Source organism: Thauera sp. AutoDN2, assembly GCF_051280715.1.
In the GTDB taxonomy this organism is placed as follows: Bacteria; Pseudomonadota; Gammaproteobacteria; order Burkholderiales; family Rhodocyclaceae; genus Thauera.
This window is the reverse complement of sequence record NZ_JBNCAR010000025.1, coordinates 1-18,189: the sequence shown is the minus strand read 5'-3', so window position 1 is coordinate 18,189 and position 18,189 is coordinate 1. Positions and strand designations below refer to the sequence as shown.

At 66.0% G+C, this 18,189-nt stretch carries 10 protein-coding genes and 2 pseudogenes; 5 read left to right on the top strand and 7 right to left on the bottom strand.

Going from position 1 to position 18,189, the window contains the following annotated elements:
* The first annotated feature begins 21 nt into the window (after nucleotides 1–21).
* Nucleotides 22–2,244, top strand: coding sequence for an McrB family protein (locus ACPT9U_RS13020; protein WP_435751245.1), 2,223 nt, complete (start codon nucleotides 22–24; stop codon nucleotides 2,242–2,244).
* A complete protein-coding gene (gene mcrC, locus ACPT9U_RS13015; RefSeq protein WP_435751244.1) occupies nucleotides 2,244–3,362 on the top strand; it encodes a 5-methylcytosine-specific restriction endonuclease system specificity protein McrC in 1,119 nt (372 codons plus the stop codon). The genes ACPT9U_RS13020 and mcrC overlap by 1 nt, the downstream gene beginning before the upstream one ends.
* Nucleotides 3,363–3,796: 434 nt before the next feature.
* On the opposite strand, the gene ACPT9U_RS13010 is transcribed toward mcrC, so the two are convergent.
* A complete protein-coding gene (locus ACPT9U_RS13010; RefSeq protein ID WP_435751243.1) occupies nucleotides 3,797–4,252 on the bottom strand; it encodes a hypothetical protein in 456 nt (151 codons plus the stop codon).
* Between the two features lie 347 nt (nucleotides 4,253–4,599).
* On the opposite strand from ACPT9U_RS13010, the gene ACPT9U_RS13005 reads away from it, so the two are divergent.
* Together ACPT9U_RS13005 and ACPT9U_RS13000 are read left to right on the top strand one after the other, a co-directional pair.
* Nucleotides 4,600–5,700 carry a methyl-accepting chemotaxis protein gene (locus tag ACPT9U_RS13005; protein WP_435751242.1) on the top strand — a complete coding sequence of 367 codons (1,101 nt, stop codon included), beginning with the start codon at nucleotides 4,600–4,602 and terminating at the stop codon, nucleotides 5,698–5,700.
* Between the two features lie 21 nt (nucleotides 5,701–5,721).
* Nucleotides 5,722–6,216, top strand: coding sequence for an RrF2 family transcriptional regulator (locus ACPT9U_RS13000; protein ID WP_435751241.1), 495 nt, complete (start codon nucleotides 5,722–5,724; stop codon nucleotides 6,214–6,216).
* Nucleotides 6,217–7,635: 1,419 nt separating this feature from the next.
* Here ACPT9U_RS13000 and ACPT9U_RS12995 read toward each other — a convergent pair.
* Nucleotides 7,636–7,854, bottom strand: coding sequence for a hypothetical protein (locus ACPT9U_RS12995; RefSeq protein ID WP_435751240.1), 219 nt, complete (start codon nucleotides 7,852–7,854; stop codon nucleotides 7,636–7,638).
* Nucleotides 7,855–7,950: 96 nt separating this feature from the next.
* Here ACPT9U_RS12995 and ACPT9U_RS12990 point away from each other — a divergent pair.
* Nucleotides 7,951–8,367: pseudogene (locus ACPT9U_RS12990) on the top strand (IS1634 family transposase); the annotation flags it as partial.
* A 341-nt stretch (nucleotides 8,368–8,708) separates the two neighbouring features.
* On the opposite strand, the gene ACPT9U_RS12985 reads toward ACPT9U_RS12990, so the two are convergent.
* From ACPT9U_RS12985 to ACPT9U_RS12965, 5 genes and pseudogenes are all read right to left on the bottom strand, one after another.
* A complete protein-coding gene (locus tag ACPT9U_RS12985) occupies nucleotides 8,709–10,745 on the bottom strand; it encodes a hypothetical protein (RefSeq protein WP_435751239.1) in 2,037 nt (678 codons plus the stop codon).
* Nucleotides 10,742–11,356: a hypothetical protein gene (locus ACPT9U_RS12980; protein ID WP_435751238.1), complete on the bottom strand. Its 615-nt coding sequence runs from the start codon at nucleotides 11,354–11,356 to the stop codon at nucleotides 10,742–10,744. Before ACPT9U_RS12980 ends, ACPT9U_RS12985 begins: the two co-directional genes overlap by 4 nt.
* A 64-nt stretch (nucleotides 11,357–11,420) precedes the next feature.
* Nucleotides 11,421–11,996, bottom strand: coding sequence for a hypothetical protein (locus ACPT9U_RS12975; protein WP_435751237.1), 576 nt, complete (start codon nucleotides 11,994–11,996; stop codon nucleotides 11,421–11,423).
* 122 nt (nucleotides 11,997–12,118) lie between these two features.
* Nucleotides 12,119–17,647 carry an RHS repeat-associated core domain-containing protein gene (locus ACPT9U_RS12970; RefSeq protein WP_435751236.1) on the bottom strand — a complete coding sequence of 1,843 codons (5,529 nt, stop codon included), beginning with the start codon at nucleotides 17,645–17,647 and terminating at the stop codon, nucleotides 12,119–12,121.
* Between the two features lie 25 nt (nucleotides 17,648–17,672).
* Nucleotides 17,673–18,189 (bottom strand): annotated as a pseudogene (locus tag ACPT9U_RS12965) (pilus assembly protein); the annotation flags it as partial.

Here is an 18,189-nt window from a genome sequence, read left to right as displayed (position 1 = left end):
CATCGACGGGCACAACGACACATGACCACGCAGACCCACCCCAACCCCTCGACCACCACCTGGTTCGTCGGCGCCAGCTTCGGACACACCGACGACCAGACCGCACGCTTCCTCAAGGACGGCATCTGGGAAATCCTCACCCCGACAGAGAAGGAGCGCGCGCTGGTGCGCGCCATGCAGCCGGGCGAGCGCATTGCCATCAAGGCCGCCTACGTGCGCAAGAACGGGCTGCCGTTCGACGGCCGCGGCCATAGCGTGTCGGTGATGGGGATCAAGGCCGTCGGCACCATCGTCCACAACCCGCAGGACGGCGAGCGCGTCCAGGTGCAATGGCGGCCGGCCGAGGGCGTGCGCGAATGGTATTTCTATACCTACCGCTCCACGATCTGGCGCGTGCTGCCGGGCGACTGGATGAACGACGCACTGATCGCATTCGCCTTCGACCAGCAGCCGCAGGACATCGAGCGCTTTCGCAACGAGCCCTACTGGCGCGAGCGCTTCGGAACCATCGCGCCGGACAAGCTGCGCTTTCCGTGGACCCGGTTTTACGAGGCGGTGGCCGAGAAGCTGCTCGATTACGCGAATGACCGCAGCCCGCTGATCGAGGGCATTCACCAGATCGCTGCGCGTGTGCCCGGCCTCGGTTACTTGCAGGACAAGTTTGCCGACGGCAGCGTCGGCCCGCTGCAGGACATCTGTCCCTTCACCGTGATGGGCACCTTCAATCGGGGCCTGACCGACGCCAATCGCAAGGTCATCGCCGGCGAGCTGGCGAAGCTGATCGGCGTCACCGTGCCGGTGCCGCCCTCGTTCGAGGGCATCCCGATCCTGAACAACCAGCGCTCCTGGTTCTTCCGCTATGCCGACAAGCGCGGCGCGGGCGACATCGACGCGCTGTGGCGGGTGTTCGTGGCGGGGCATGCGCTGGTGGAAGACGACCAGCCGGAGACGCGCGAGGCTTTCATCCAGGCCTACGACGTGGCGACCCAGGTGTGGGGCGTGGCGTGGAACCTGTCGGCGGGCCTGTACTGGGCGCATCCGTGGGACTTCCCGACCCTCGACAGCCAGTCGCGGCATTACCTCAACAAGCGGCTGGGCTTCAACGTGCCGGTCAGCGGCCAGCAAGGGCCGTGCGACGCCGCCACCTATCTGAAGCTGATGGACGACCTCTGTGCGCGTTTCAGCGAGAGCGACTATCCGGTTCACAGCTTCCCCGAGTTGTCGTTGGAATCCTGGAAGTACGAGGGGCCCAGCGTAGAGGTGATGTCGCCGGAGGGCGCACACGACCACGCAGGGGAACAGGATAGCGACGAGGCGCCGCCGGACACCGTTCAGGCAGCGTCGCCGATCGTGCCCTATTCGGTCGATGACATCCTCAACGACGGCTGCTTTCTCGAGCGTGCCGAACTCGACCTGCTGATCGACCGCCTGCGCGCCAAGAAGAACCTGATCCTTCAAGGGCCGCCCGGCACCGGCAAGACCTGGCTGGCGAAGCGGCTGGCCTTTGCGCTGATGGGCGAGAAGGACCCGAACCGGATCCGCGCGGTGCAGTTCCACCCCAACCTGTCGTACGAGGACTTCGTTCGCGGCTGGCGGCCGACTGGAGACGGCAAGCTCGCGCTGGCCGATGGCGTGTTCATGGAGGCGATCATCGCCGCGCGCAAGGCGCCGTCGGCGAAGTTCGTGGTGGTCATCGAGGAGATCAACCGCGGCAACCCGGCGCAGATATTCGGCGAGCTGCTCACCTTGCTGGAAGCCGGCAAGCGTACGCCTAGCGAGGCGCTGGAGTTGTGCTACCCGGACGCCGACGGCAAGCGGCGCCCGGTCCACATTCCCGAGAACCTCTACGTGATCGGCACCATGAACATTGCCGACCGTTCGTTGGCCCTGGTCGACCTCGCGCTGCGTCGCCGCTTCGCCTTCGTCGGGCTGGAGCCGCGCTTGGGGGCAGCGTGGCGGAACTGGGTCGTCGAGGCCTGCGGGGTCGAGTCGGCGCTGGTGGCGGACATCGAGCACCGCATCAGCGAGCTGAACGACACGATCGCCGCCGACGCGCGCCTGGGCAAGCAGTTCCAGATCGGCCACAGCTACGTGACACCGGCCCACCGCCTGGAGCCCGGCGACACGCGCATGTGGTTCCGCCAGGTCGTGGCCACCGAGATCGGCCCGCTGCTCGACGAATACTGGTTCGACGCGCCGGCCGAAGCCGAACAGGCGATGGCGCGACTGATCCAGGGCTGGTGATGACGGCCGTGGCCGCAAGCACGGCGAGCACGACGCCGGCCGCGGCGGGCTATATCGGCCGCATCCCGGTCCGCAATCTTTGGCTGCTGATGCTATATGCGTCCGACCTGTTTCGCAGCGGTGGTAACAAGGCCGTCGCGCTGGAGGACAACCCGGACGATCTCCCCGACCTCGTTGCCGAGTTGCTGGCGCACGCGGTCGAAGAACGCCGGCGCCGTCGCCTGAGCCTGGGCTATTACGTCCGCGACGAGGTGCTCAACCGCGTGCGCGGACGCATCGACGTGCTGCGCACCGAGCGCCACCAACTGCTGTCGCGCGGCCTGGTCGCCTGCCGTTTCGACGAGCTGAGCATCGACACACCGCGCAATCGCTTCGTGCGGGCGGCGCTGGAATCGATCGCCCGCGTCGTGAGCAGGAAGGACCTCGTCCACCGCTGCCGCGCGCTGGCGAACGGAATGAAGGCGATGGGCGTCTCGGGCCAGGCGCCGACGCGCGCCCAGATGAGCGCCGACCGTTTCGGCCGCAACGACGCGGAAGACCGCTTCATGGTCGCCGCCGCCCAATTGGCGTTCGACCTCGCCCTGCCGACCGAAGCCTCGGGCGCCAACCTGCTTGTGCTACCGGATCGGGAAGTCGCATGGGTGCGCCGCCTATTCGAGCGCGCCGTAGGCGGCTTCTACGCCGTGACGCTGAGCCCGCAGGGCTGGAAGGTGAAGTGCGGTGCCACGCTGGGCTGGCAGATCGAGGAGAGGACCGAAGGCATCGACCGCATCCTGCCATCGATGCGCACCGACATCGTGCTCGACCATCCGGCCAGGGGCAGGCGCATCGTCATCGACACCAAGTTCAACGCCATCGTCACCAGCGGCTGGTACCGCGAGGAAACGCTGCGCAGCGGCTACGTGTATCAGATCTACGCCTACCTGCGCTCGCAGGTGGGTCAGGGCGACCCGATGGCGGATACGGCGAGCGGGCTGCTGCTGCATCCGGCGGTTGGGGAGACGGTCGACGAGACGGTGGTTATCCAGGGGCAGCAGGTTCGGTTTGCGACAGTGGATCTTGCAGCGGGGGCTGGGGAGGTCCGGCAGCAGTTGTTGAAGATGGTGGGGGATGGGTGAGTCGGGCTCTCGGCCTGAGGGGGCATTTGGTGTGCAACTTCCCAGCGAAAGTCTCCGACTATAGGGGGCGTTCCTAAGATCCATCCGTGGGGGCGCACCACAGGTTTTGACTACAGCTGCGGTGGCTTCGGGACATCCTCGATGGCACAGTTTGCTGGTGCAACTCTGTGTGAGCACGGTCACTGCTGCTGATGGCTATTGCCGGCGGGATGTTCAAGCAGCGTGATGGCGGAGGGGGGATCCCCCTCAGGGAACTTGAACAAACGAACCCCTCGGGGGAGTCTCTGGTTACCAAGCCTAGAGACCGTTCAAGTGTGCCATGTTGACCTGCAGCGTTCGCAATTTTTCCTGTTCCTGATTCGCCTCGATGAAGAACTCGCTGCCCAGGCGCAGGGCGCGGGGTGTTCATGCGGCGGCGTGCTTCATCGTGCCAACTATCCCCGCAAGCCCCGTGGTTGCCCGACCCTCGCGATCCGCGAGGCGTTCTCGTCCCGGCTGAGCTTTTGCTGCAGCCGTTGCCGCCGGCGCACGACCTCGATGTCGGTGCGTTTCCTGGGCCGGCGCGTGTATCTGGGTTTGGTGGTGGTGCTGTGTTCTGCCCGGCATGCCGGGCAGAACAGCTTGACGCCTGGATGCTGTTCGTAGCCTGATTCACTGAAGGCACCGAACCCCCATGCCGCCCACACTATCGTCAGCAAAAACAGGAGGTATGGCCCCAGGTAAAGCCGCCAATAGGGGGTCGTCGGGTGGTGCCACGGCGCAAAGTAGTGCGTCGTCCAGATGGCGACGACAAAGACCAGTAGGCCAGCGCCTCCTTGCACAATCTTGCCTTGGACCAGAAACACCAGCCCGACAACGGTGACCCACAGAAAGCCACCGATCCAGCCCATGTCCAGCCCAAACGTTCGCCTCTGCGTTCTTCCATGGTCCAACTCTATATTGCGGCAGGGGCATGCTACTCCGAGGGTGCCGGATCGAGCCAGAGGGTCTTGTCGCGCGGGCGTGCAATACATCAGAAGCCTGGGGACTGGTGTGCAACGCGGAAGGGTGAGGTGAAGCCAAGCCTTAAGCGGTGCGTGATGAAGTACGGACGGCGCGGCACGAAACCGAAAGCCCAGGGTGAGACGATCTATGCCCGCCTTGCGTGCCATGCGGGTTTGAATTTCACACTCAGACTCTTTGTCGCCTGAAAAGAAGCATATAATATGACTCTTTAAGGCGCCAACAAGAGATCAAGATGTTCTTCACCCGACAGAAAGCTCGGCTGCACACTGCCGAGGCCGAGAATCTGCAACTGCAACAGGCCAACGCCTCCTTGCATGAACGTGTCCGCTTGCTCGAGGATGAACGGCTTGAGCTTCGCGCGCAGACAGAGAGGCTGCGCCGTGAGCGTGCGGTTCTTGATGGCGTATTCACGAGTTTGGGAAGCTTTGGCGATTCGCTTGGCGGCGTGCGTGAGTCCTTTTTCGGCCTCGCCACCACGCTCAACGACGAGAAGGCATCTGCACTCGAGGCGGCGGCGCAGTCCGATAGCAGTCGCAGCGCTTTCGAGCGCATCGCGGACAACCTGCACACGATGTTCGAGCGCATGGAAGAGGCCTCCAGGAATGTTGGAACCCTCAGCCGGCGTGCCGAGGAGATCGGCGGTATCGTGCGGCTGATCAAGGAGATTGCCGATCAGACCAACCTGCTCGCCCTCAACGCGGCGATCGAGGCGGCGCGCGCCGGCGATGCGGGCCGGGGATTTGCAGTTGTCGCCGATGAGGTGCGCAAACTGGCAGAGCGGACGGCGGGCGCGACCACCGAGATCGCGACCTTGGTGGAGAACATCCAGGAGGAGACGCGGGCCGCACGCGAAGTCATGGAAGTCGGTGCGTCAGACGCTGGCCGGCACTCCGCCGAGAGCAAGCAGGCGGTGCAGAGCATGAAGAACCTGCTCGAGTTGTCTCGCCGCATGGAGCAGGCGGTGACCTCTTCCGCATTGCTCTCCAATGTTGAACTGGCGAACATCGACGAACTCACGCTAAAGCTCGAGGTGTACAAGGTGTTCCTTGGTGTTTCGAGCCTGCGTCCGGAAGACTTGCCTGACGAGAAGCACTGCCGACTCGGTCGGTGGTACTACGACGGAGAAGGGCGTGAACGTTTTGCCGGGCTGGCTGGATATGCTGAGCTCGAAGATCCGCATCGCGCAGTTCATGTGCACGCACGGCGCGCGGTGGAACTGCATGCGCGTGGCGAGCTCGAGGCAGCGCTGGCTGAGCTGCAGGCAATGGAGAAGGCCAATCTCACCGTGATGCGGGGCCTGGACAAGATGCTCGAAAAGGCTGTCGCGCGCTAACGGCGCTCGCTTCTCCCGGAAATGAACATCACACAGCACACCGACTACGCGCTTCGGGTTCTCATGTACCTTGGGGCTTGTCCCGAACGGCGCGTCACCATCAAGGAGGTGGCCGAGCGCTTCGACATCTCGCGTAGCCACTTGATGAAGATCGTCACCGAATTGGTCGGAAAAGGCTTCATCGACGGCGCGCGTGGCAAGGGGGGAGGAATGAAGCTGGCGCGACCCGCAATCGAGATCGGCTTGGGTGACGTGGTTCGTCAGATCGAGCCCAGCCTTGCATTGGTCGAGTGTTTCGGAACGAAATCGCACTGCTTGCTCGATCCGGCCTGCCGGCTAAAGGGCGTCCTCGATGGCGCTTTGCGTGCATTTCTCTCTGCCTTGGACGATGTGTCGCTTGCAGACCTCGTTGGTGATGATGCGTGCCTCCACGAGGCGCTTGGCCTGGAAGGACCGGATCGCAGCGGATGGCCGGTCATGATCCTGCGTCAGGAGGGGCGCCGGGCAGGGGAATGATCCGCGTGGTTTCACGCGGGTTCCCAGGAGACATGCCGCTCGCGTCTCCGATGCCGAAAGCGGGTCGTCCGTTTCGTCCACGGGCTCCGGAATGAGCGCTTCGCGGCTGAGGTTGAGATCTTCACCATCCAGAACGAGGTCCTTGCGTAGGGCGCTGATGGTGAATGCGCTGTTGGCGCCGGCAAAAGTGATCACCAAAGATTCGGCGCTGGCGCCGAATATGGCGCCGTGGACCGCCTGCCAGCGATCGGTCACCATTGTCAGTGGTGCGGTGCTGATGTCGTTGGGGCGGATCGTGGCCGTGTAGCCCACCGCGGGTGGCTGCATCGGCGCGACGATACGCGACGCCGCCACGCTTGGCCGCTCGGAGGACACAGCGCCACCAAGTTGCGCGCTGCCGATGTCGAGTCGGCTCCCGGTCGAGTTTGCGTCGCAGGCGAAAACTTCCGTCAGGGCGATGGATCGGGTTGCGGCATCGAGCGTGAGCGTCACCATGCAGCCCGCCGATCCGAACTTCAGCCAGTCGCTCTCGGGGGCGCTGATCGGGCTGCCGTTCCCGGCCGTCATGCGCAGAATACCCACGTAGTCGATCCGGGAGCGCATCAGATTTGCGGCATCGCGCTGATCGGTCAAGGTGCCCAGCCAGCCCGACCAGCGTTTCTCGTCGACCACGTGCGTTCGCTGGCTGATGTCCTCCGGCGCGATGTTGAACCACTGGACGCCCACCGTACCCGGCGAGGGCTCCAGGATCATGCTCCCCGGCTCGGCGCTTTCGAGGGGAAACTCGAGCACAACGCAGTGGTGAGGGTAGTCGACGCAGTAGTAGCGGCTCTCGACCCCATCCTTCACGTCGAAGGTGCCGTGGTAGGGGTAGTCGCGCTGGTCGAAGCGGACATGCCCCTTGCGCACAACGATTTCGGGCTGGTGCAGGCCATAGCGGGCCTGGCCGCCGCGCGCCCGCTGCGTCCGCCGCTCGCCGCCGTCGGTGCCGGCCTCGCGCACGTGGTCGAACTCGCCGCGAAGCTCGAACAGCATCCCGGTTTCGGCGAAGCGAAGGGCCTGCGGTGCGCGGCCGTCGAGCACGTCGCGCACGAGCTTGGCGAACTCCGTGACGGCGGAGGAGGTTGGCGCGGCGCAGGGTTCGGAGGCGGACGCGCAGCCGTCGCTGGTGGCGGGGGCGAAGGCGGCGGCGATGGCATCGGCCGGGAGCTTGCCGGTCTCGACGCGGTCATTCGCGCTGGCGGCTGTGCTGAGGATGAGCAGGGGGAGGAGGGCGGAGCGGAGACTGCGCATGATCGTGTGACGGATTTGGGTTGGCTGAAAGAGGGCTGAGAGCGGGGTGCGGGAGGGCGACGGCGTGCGTGAGCGGCTGTCGGCGTCGCGAGGGGGGCGTTATGTGGGCGGGCATCTGGGTGCGTTTCAGTAGTCGGTTTCGATACGCTTACCCGTTAGGCGGTCGATGTACCAGCCCTTGCGTACGGGTTTGCCGTTGAAGATGTCTGCCTCGCGGAAATCGCCGCCGGCAAAGGAATGAACCGGGCCGACATAGACCGCTTCCCCCCATTGGTCCCGCTTCTTGGGGTCGAAGCCCGGGCGGCGCTCGATATCCCAGCCGAAGAGCGTGCCTTGGTTGCTCATGCGGAATTTGAGGCGCAGGGAGCCGCGCGGGTCGCGCTTGAGGTCGTCGATCAGCGCCTGGGGAATGCGCGTGCCGACTTCTATGGTTTCGTCGCAATGATGGACGGCAAGCTGCTGTTGGTCAGCAACGCCGAGGGGCTCACCGCGCAGAACGTGATTCAGCGCTACAAGTCGCTCGCCGACATCGAGCGCGGCTTCAAGGTGCTCAAGTCCGAGATCGAGATCGGTCCGGTGTATCACCGCCTGCCCGAGCGGATTCGCGCGCATGCGTCGATCTGCTTCATGGCGCTGATCCTGCACCGGGTGATGCGTAGTCGCCTGAAGGCGGCCGATGCGGGCTACACGCCCGAGCGGGCGCCCGAGCAACTGCAGCGCGTCCAGCATCACCGCGTGCGCCTGAACGGCGGCGAGCCGGTGGCCGGGGTGTCGACGCTCAGCACGGAGCAGAACGAGGTGCTTCATGCGTTAGGAATTGAAAAGCCAGCGGCGCCGGAGCAGTTGGCGCTGTTGTAGTGGCATTTTTGAAAGTGCGCCCTAGCAAAAACAAGTACTTGCGAGCGTAAGTGTCGAACTCGGGGGGCCGCGTTCGTCGGGTACGTCAATAGCCGTAAAGCACATCGAATTTCTGGCTTGTAGCTGATCTCGGCGGGTATCGATTCGCTGTCGATTCCGGGCGTCGTGCTTCGTTTCACGACGCCTGCCTTCCCCTCATGTCGCCGAGTGATCTCTGCGTGGCAGGCGAGAACGCTCTGCCCAAACCTTGCGTCAGGCGTCACCGCCAGTTCCCTGAACTCCGCTGTGAGCTCCCGTTTCGGCATCTTCAACTCGCTTTCTCCTTCCAGTTCTACGCCGCGTCATAACCCATCTCCTGTATGACGAGGTTTCGGGGGAAGCTCAAGCCTGGCCAAACCTCCTTTGGCGACCACCAGTGCCTCGGCGTCGTTCACAACGACCAACTGCACGACCGACGCGGGCGCCTCGACGCGATCGAACGTTTCGCCGCGCTGGACAAACACGCCATTGGCGGTGGCGATCACCAGATCTCCCCCCGGTGTCCGCGCAGCAATCGGAACGCGCGCACCGGCGTCGACTACCGCTCCGCACGCGGTTGACCGGCCGGCGTTTGCGTGAGGCAAGCGAGCCAAACGCGTTGCCGTAAAGGACGAATCGATGACGAATACCTCGCCCGACCATTCCCGCATCATGTACAGCGTGTCGACGTCGTCGTTGAAGACGTACTCCAGCGCGGTGTGCGCAAGCCCGCAGCCCGTCGGTGTCGGCAGGCTACGAACCTCGATGCCCTGGCGAAGTTCACCCGTGCGCATGTCGTAGAGGGCCAGTTGCGTTGGCGGGACTCGTCGGTCCTTGATCACCACCGCGTCTTCCCCGAAGCGCGCCATCGAATGGCTACCTTGGTCGAAGGGGCGGCTTGGTTCGAACAGCTTGGCCAGGGTTGCGTCTTCTGGCGTGCGGATTGCGTCTCCCGGCGGGCTCAGGTACTTGCCCATCATCTTTGAGGCGGTCGCGATGCCGCGACGGGTCGGTACGCCCATTTCGGTCGAGTCCGACCGTTCCGCCAGCCCGCTTCGCCTTTCACCGAATCCCCACACCCGCTGGTCAGCGAGACTCTGCAGCACCGCCTGACGGTCAGCCCATGGGAGATCGGTCGCCCCGGTTTCCAGCGATTCGAAGCTGATGCGTGATGGCTGCCCCGGCTCGATCTGCATCATGTGGCGCACCAAGAAACCGTCGGACCGGGAGTAGATGAGATACCGGTGATCAGCCAGTTGCACCAGGCGGTCGTTTGCTCCCACGCAAGGAGGACTCTGCTGCTTGCCCGCGGACGCAGGCGAGCCCTCAGGCAGACACGGCGGCAGATTGCCGAACAGGCGCTCCGGATCCCCTGTTCCCCGGTGGACATACAGTGACCGGGTGTTGTCGGCGATCCAGGCATGGCCCGCCTCGTCTGCTACTGCGCGTTGGATCGTCGACAGTTGACCGCGCTGGGATGCCTCCTGCGCGCAACGGACTCCGATGCCCGATGGACACACGGCCAACCGCCATAAAATCTGGCCGGCGTTGTTGATGGACGCCAGTTCGAGCCGAGTGTTCGAGATTGCCAGTACGCCTGCCTTGGATGGTTCAAGGGCGCCGTCACCGTAGAGACTCACGCCGGCCGGTACATCGGCAGCAAACGGCCACGATACCCGGTTCAGTTCCTCTCCGTGCGAACCGCGTCGGACAATATCTCTTGAGCCCGGCTCGATAACCCACAATGATCCCCCTGCGCCCAACGCCGCCGCTCTGAAGGCGGCTTGGTGTCTCCCTCCGTCGGGGGGCAAGGTGAGCCCCGGCACCTCGCGTATCGCCCACGTGCCCGGCTCGATGAACAAGGCGCTGCCCTCGTAAGCGTTCGTTACCCAGAAGCCATGGGCGGCGTCGCCACTCACCCGCCCGGCACTTTGTGCGTACATGAGATCGCGCAGCCGCGGATCCTGGAGCGAGAGCAAAGGCGCCGGACTCCCCAGCTCACCCAGCTGGAAGATGCGCAGTTCTCCGTCAAAACTCCAGAGGTAAGCGGCTTGCTGGTCGAAACTCGGGGCGACACGAGGGTAGTACTTGCCCGACATCTGGTGTCTCAGCGCGTGGACGGTAACCCAGCGACCATTCGACAAATCGCTCACCTTGACGAGATCCCGGTCAACCCTGATCTGTCGCAGCGCCGCACCGCGAGGCTCGAACGACGCATTGAGATCCAACCCAAGATTGGGATCGGCTTCGCTGGTGCGGGCGATCCACTCAAACGCGGCGCCGTCCTGTTGCGCGCGCGCGTCCGGCAGTGCGAGCACCGCGATGCCAAAGATCCAAAGACATGGCCAGAAGCGCATCATCGTTCATTCATCTTTCTGTAGGTGCAGATCACGGTCAGGCCATTCGCGGCGACCGTTCCCGCGAGCTGGTCTACGTGTGCGTCCATGAGCGTCAGGTCGCGCACAAGCTTGCCCATGGGCCTCGAGGCTTTGTACACAGGGACGAGGGCAAGCGCAGGAAGACGCCGTGCCGCGTCGTCCGAAGGGGCGCGTTCCAACGCCCATCCGGCCGCCGTCAGCCCCTTGAACAGCCCCTCCCTGTCCTCTGCGGGATAGAACTGGACTACGCCGAAAAAGCCGTAGCCCGCCAGAACCTGCAACTGGGCCCGTATGCCAGGCCATACCTCCAGCGGAATCAGCGGCGGTTCGCGCCCTGTCTCGAGCGCATGAAAACGTTCGGCGAGAAACGACAGCGCCTCGATAGGATGCTCGGCTTCGCCGAACTGGTTCAACGGGACTTCCTCGCAGCGCAGGTAAGCCAGCAGCGGCTGCATCTGAGGCATCAGGTGCCAGCGCTGGCTTGCCTGATCTCCGTCCCCAGGCTGCGCGGTTGCCGAGGGGGCGGCGGATTTCCCGCTCTGCGCATGGGCAGAAGCCGCCAGCACGAGCGCGGCGCTCGCCGCTGCTGCCATCACACGGGACAGTCGGATGCCTCGCCTCGCGTCGTGTTTCGATGATGTCATATCGTTGCCTCGCTCAGAAATCCGTTTCGATGCGCTCAGCTGTCCTGGGGTGGATGTACCAGCCCTTGCGCAAGACCTTGCCTTGATAGATGTGGGCTTCCTGGAAGTCACCGCCGGCATGATGGAACTTCGAGCCGTCGGGCGCCGAGCCTGGAGCGCGCTCCAAGTCCCAGCCGATGAGCGGCCCGTCGGGGTGGATGCGGATCTTCAGCCGAAAACCGCCGCCGTTGCGGCGCTTGTCTTCGAGGAGGGCATCGGGGATGCGGGAGGCCACTGGGACGGTGTAGTTGCCGAGGATGTTGCCACCGTAGAAGGCGGCGCCTGGCAAACCTCGTTTGAGCGCACCGTCGGGTTCCATCTCGATCCGGTCCCGCCATTCCACCCGCAAGAACTTAGGCACGCCAAACTCCGCACCATAGCTACCGATGAAGTTACCGCGGGGGGGGCTCATGCTCGCCGCCGCAAAAAACAACCACCCATGTTCGTCGAAGATGTTCAACCCACGAACAATGAACAACGAATCGACCCGCAACTGCCCCCCTTCGAGCCCTCGAAGCTTGCGCTTGAGCGCCTCGTTCTCCGCGCTCAAAGGGGGGCGTGGGGCCTGCTCTAGCCGGGGAGCGCTGCCGCGGCAGCCAGCCAGAAAGGCTACGCTCAGCGCCAGCAGCGTGCGTCGGGAAGAGGACGACAGAGGGGGGTGTGATCTCTTTGTCATGGCGTTCCTCCAGATGCGCAACGTGCCGAGCTTTGCTCGAAATAGCCATGTTGGCACAGCCAATCCATGTATACGGCGATGTTCACCCGCCCGGTCTGGTTGCCGGTGAGCGCGTTCCAGGTGTCGCTTGGGTTGCCCGATATCAGACGCTCGGTGTAGGCAATGAAGTCGTGCGTCTCGCCCGTGGTCAGACTACGGTCGTCAGGACCGAAGTCAGTAAAGCCCATGTTGCGCTGGGTAGTGCCGTCGACGGAGCCGCGCACCTCGCGGTCTTCGGCGCGCAGGCGCTCCGTTTCGATGAACGTCATGTCCCCCTGCCGAACCTCGCGTGAGACCGTCGGCGTCTCGCGCGGGTCGCCGATGCGTAACGTGTTGCTCTGGTCGTGGATGATGGGGTTGGAAACCGGGATCGAGTCCAGGCCAGAAGCGTCCATGGTCACCCCAGCCTTCTGCGCTTGCGCCACCATCCAGTTCAGTGCCACGAAGGACAGCTGGTTTTCACCCTCCTCGTAGCCGCCGCCGATATCGGCATGCGCGCCGATGAAGCCGCGCTCAATGCGCGTCTGCCCAGGCGTGTAGCTACTCGCGCCGATGGATTCCAGCGGGAAGCCGCCCTGGTGCAGGTCGTCGAGCAGGTTGCGGCGGGTCGCGTTCCAGAAGGCCGCATTCAAGGGGTAGCCGAACACGTCGGACGAATAGGGCTGGCTGCGGTACTCGTTGAGTGCCACGGCGTGCGCTACGTAGGCAAACTCCGCCGGTATAGCTAAGCGATAGGCAGCGCCCCAAGGCAGATCGGTGCTCAGGACGGTGTCGAACAAACCCATGAAGCGCAGGTTTACCGGTTGGCAGTGGGTGACCTCCTGGCGCGTAACGCTGTCGAGGGCCGTGTACCGGATGTAGCGGGCCCCATCGTGCACGACGCTGGCCGCGGCCAGCCGGCTGGCGAACTCCCGCGCCTGTGCGGCACCACGGCTGAAGCCCATGATGTCGATGTCCATGGTCTCGTCATCAGGATGGCCCTCGGCCTCGTCGATGAAGTAGCTCCACATGCGGTCGATGCGCGCGCGTCCGGTGAAGTTGCCGCCGCGATCAGGGATCGGCCCGAGGCCGTTCGGCAGGATGTCCAGATATTCATCGCCGAGGTAGTTGGTGTTTCCCTCCTCGAAATGGTGCGTGCCCACGCCGGACACGTAGCGGCGCGAACCGTCGTCATAAAGTCGCACAAACCGCGCGACGTTCGTCAGGGAGCCACCGAGGCGCTCAAGTTCGCGCCGATCACGGGAGTTGTCCGTGCCGTCGAACGCGAACAGGATGAGCCCGTCCGGATCGACGAACCGGAGGGGGTTGTGCGCGACGTAAGCGTAGGGGTTCGGCCCATCCGGAGTGCCGAGTGGGTCGGGGCTGAGGTACTGGCCCTGTTCCGGGTCGTAGTAGCGCACGCGGTTGTAGTGCAGCCCCGTCTCTGCATCGAAGACCTGCCCGGGCAGGCGCAGGTCGAGGGTGAAGTCGCGGGACTGGATGGTGGCGGCGCCGAAGGGGGCGTAGGTGGCCCGCCAGAGCACCTGGCCGTCTGCGCCGGTGGCGAGCTCGGGGGCGCCGAGGTGGTTGCCGTGCAGCCAGACGATGCGCTCGGACTGCGTGAATGTGGCGCGGATCATGCGGACGAGCTTGTCCGCGAATTGCATGGTGCCGGTGTCCCTGTGCTGCGCGGGCGCCACGCCCTGCGTGGTGTCGATGACGGCAAGGGGGAGATCCGCGAGCCAGACGTACTGGCGCAGGATGCGGCCGTCGGCGTCGAGTTCGGCGAGCGGTTGGCGGTGCTCGTCGTAGACCGTGTGAATCGTGCGCTTGCCGACCTGGCGGGTGTTGCGCAGGCCGCGGTGGTCGTAGCGGTAACGGGCCAGTACCTTGCCGTGGGCGCGGACCTCGACCAGGCGGCCGCGTGCGTCCCAGTCGTATTCGCGATCGCCCCAGCGTTCGGGCTGGCCGCTTGCCGTGTATCGGGCGGGGGCGGACGGATCGGCGTGGCGGTGGGTGCCGGGCTCGAAACGAACGGCTTGCGTGCCTGCGCTCAGTTCCTGCTGCGAGCGCACGCCCTGCTGGCTGAGGACGCGGCGCTGGGTGGCGTCGTAGGCGAAGCGCCAGACGGTCTCGTCGGTGGGCGCCTGATCATCGACCTGCCAGCGGACCGAGGTCAGCAGGCGGCCGTGTCGGTCGTAGGCGTGGCCGCTTGCAGTGGGCTGGGCGTCGTCGGCGGCGGCGCGCTGGCGAGTGTGGAGGAGGTTGCCGCGCACGTCCCACAGGTAACGATGGTCGAGCAGCGCTTGCGGATCGTCGGCGAGGCCGAGGGCGCCGGGCAGGGCCGCGCTTTCCGCTTGTTTGCTGGTGATGTCGGCGTCCGGCTTGGCGCCGGTGCCGTCCGCCTGCGCGTGCGCGGGCGCGATGCCGAGCAGGCGCTCGGCGATCTCCCGCGGGCTGCGGCCGAGCAGTTCCATCGGCGACGTGGCCGCCGTCTCGAGCCGCGGCGGTGAAATACGCCGGTGCACGACGCGGGCCAGTACCCCCTCGCGGCTGCGCTGGTGGAAGGTGTGGATACCGTTGCCGCTGACATAGCTGCGCAGGCCGGCGAGGTCGCGCTCGAAGCCTTCGGCGATGATCTGCTCGCGTGACGGCCACCTTGGCCATGAAGCGCCGACGGCGTCACGTTCGAGCGCCACGACCTGATCCTGGCCGTTGCGCACGTAGCGCAGGCGGCTGCCGTCGGGCAGCGTGGCGGCGACGAGTTGGCCGCGCTCGTCATGCTCGTAGCGGGTGACGATGCTCAGCTCGCCGCGCTCGGTGGGCAGGGTGAGGATGCGGGCGGTGCGCAGGCCGCGGGCGTCGTATTCGTAGCGTTCGCGCTGCGTCGGATGGATGAGCTCGACGAGGCGGCGGCCCTCGTAGCGCCACTGCGTCTCTTCGACGGCGCCGCTGCCGGCGTCGGTGATGCGCTGGCGCTGGATGCGGCCCTCGGGGTCGTAGTCATAGCGGGCATGGTTGCCACGGGCGTCGCGCATGGCGACGAGGCGGTCGAAGGCGTCGTAATCGTGCCGCACGGTGCCGCTGTCGGGGCTGCGTCGCCAGACGACTCGCCCGAAATCGTCGCGGAGCTGGCGAACGGCGGCCGGGGGTGCCGCATCTTCGGCGCGCGGCGCGGCTTCAGCGCGTGCGGGGTGGATGAGACCGTCGGTGTCGATGGCGTATTGCAGGCGTCCGCCCGTGTCGTAGTGCCAGTCGCGCCCGCGGCCGGCGTTGTCGCGGACCGAGGCGAGTCGGCCTTGCGCGTCGTAGCGCAGGTTTTCGGTCTGCTCGAAGCTCGCGCTGCGCCGGCTGCGTTCGAGCGGCCGACCTTCGGTGTCGAAGTGGAAGTTGTCGAGCACGCCGAGGGCGCTGGCGTGCCAGCGCAGGTGCCCGTGCTCGTCCCATTCCTGAAGCCAGTTCGAGGCGGGCGAAGAGGCGTTGCTCGCTTCGATCACCCGCCCGAGTGCGTCGTACTCGAAGTGCTGTGTCTGCGAGGGTGCCTGCCCGGGGCCATCGAAGCGAATGGTCGTCGGCTGCAGGCGCAGGTTGTAGGTGTAGCGGGTGCCGAAACCCTCGTCATTGCGCACGCTCTTCAACGTGCCGGTCGCGGGATCGTGCTCGAGCGTGCTGCGTCGGCCGCCGGGCAGGGTGAGTGCGGTGAAGTGGTTTCCCGCGGCATCCCATTCGAAAGTCGAAATGTCGGAGTCGGTTGGCGAGCCCTCGGCGCCGTTCGGGAGCGGCCCGTCAGTGGCAGTGAGCAGGGAGCGGCCGTTGATCCGGGCATACGCGAATGTGCTGCTGCGCTCGATCGGTGTCGCGCGCCTCGGGTCGTCGATCGGCTTGCCGTCCGTGTCGAGCGGGCTGAAGCCGCGCTCCACCATCCGTGTGACCTGGCCTGCGTCGTTGTAGGCGAGCTGCAGCCGATGCTCGCGCCCCGGGACGACGCTGGGGCGCGCGATGAGCACGGGGCGGGGCGAATCTTCGACGTATTCGTAGCGTGCGAGCAGGCGTTCGGGCAGGGGCTTGCCGCCGACGAAGGGCTGCAGCGATCTGCGCTGCGCGCGGCCAGCGTGGTCGCGGGCCAGGGTTTCGGCCACGACGGGCTGGCCCGCTGGATCGAGCCGCGTGATGCGGGCGAGCCGGCCGCGCTCGTCGTACTGGTAGCGCACGTTCGTCTCGCCGCAGCGCGCGCAGCCCGGGCCGATCGCCTCCAGCAGGCGCGGTTCGCCGTGGATGCGGGTGTGGCGGTAGATGGTGCGCTGGCCGAGGCTGTTGGTGAGTATGGTCCGGTCCGACGCGGCGAATTCCAGATCGACCTGCTCGATGCCGGTGCCGGGGCGCGGCTGGCCGGAGTCGTCCGCTACGCGCGGTGCGCCGCGCACGCTCATGACCGCGCGGCCCGTGCCGTCGTAAGCGTAGGTCGACAGCCGCCGCTCGCCCGCGTCGCCCTCGGTTCCAATCGCGGCGGGGGCGATGAGAGATATTCCCGTGAGGTGGTGCGGCCAGGCCGGCGCCGCTTCGCCGCTGTCGGCGCCATAGTGGTAACGCCGGACGGTGCCGTCGGGGTGGGTGGCGGCGACGAGGTTGCTCAGCCCGGGAAGCGCACGCTCGTTCTGGTGCGCATAGGTGAAGCGACCGAGCGGGCTGGTGATCGCGACCACCCCCCGAAAGCCGCGGCTGCTGCGTGGTGCGTACTCGAAAGTGAGGCTGCGCCCTTGCGGATCGGTCACCTTCACCAACTCGCCATCAAGGCCGCGCGCGAGGCTGAGGAGTTCGCCGGTGGGCAGGCGGATCTGCACCAGCTTGCCGCGCGCATCGAAGTCCAGCGTGCGTCCGTCAGACCAGGCCCAGCGATACGTCGCCACGTTTGGGCCGACCCCGGCTCGGCTGCTCGCCGAGATCGAGCCGCGGGCGGAGTCAGGATGGCGGTAGCGGCCCGCCTCGGCAGGATCGGGCGCAAACACCAGGCGGGTGCCGTCGGCCTGGACGATGTGCAACTGCGCGCCGGTCACATACAGATCAGTCTCGTAAGACAGCCGCCAGCCGCGCCCGAGCAGTCCGAGCGGCGCATCGGTGCTGGCCTGCGCGCTGTTGTAATGGCGCACGATCTCGATGCCGAGCACGCCCGGCAGCGCGGGCAGGTCGGTCTCGCGCTGGTACTTGTTGCCGGTGATGACGTCGATCGGGTTGCCCGCGCCATGGGCGACACTGTCCGGGTTGTCCTGGCTCGCGGGCGGCGCCTCGCCGCAGGGGTGCGCGGCGGCCGGGTCACCGCCGTCGATCGAGAGGCAGTTCGAGTCGAAGGCGCTCGATTGCGGGAGGGATTGTTGACTGGTCGCGGGGAGAACGCTGCTGCTCGCTGTTGCCGCGAAGGTTGCCGGTGCGTGGGCGAGAAAAAGCCCGAGCAATGGACCGAGCAGGCAGTGTGCGAGCAGGGTGCGGACGGAGGTATGGGCAGTGTTCATGGCGGTGACGGAGGTGGGCGGTGCGTCAGGGCGTTGTCGGTGTGGTGTTGATGCCCTTCAGCCAGTCCGCAGGCGCCTGGCACGAAGGCACGGACCAGCAACCAGGGTCGGTGAGGGGGTCGCATTCATCTGGCACAGGCTTTGGTGCGGGAGGGGGGACGGTCGGGGGCGCGCACGCCGGATCGGTCACCGGACATTCCGGCAGCCCCGGCCCTTGCGGCGGCGGCCCCGGATCGACCGGCCTGCCTGCGTTGCCGGCGCCGGGGTACGACGCATTCCCGGCCTCGATCGCCGGCGACTGCATGCGCATGACGGTATGGGCGACCACCGGGATGCGCCCGTCGGCGATCAATCCGGCGCGGAAGGCGTCGCTGTCGGCGGGATCGAGCAGCGCGAGCGCGCGCGCCATGAAGGGGCCGGCGAGCGGGATCTGCTTCTTCGCCGGGATGCCGTAGGTGATGCGCAGCTTGAGCAGGTTGGCATCGTGCAGGGTCTGGCCGCTGGCGTTGACGGCCGGGTTGCTGTGGCAGCCGGGGCGGTCG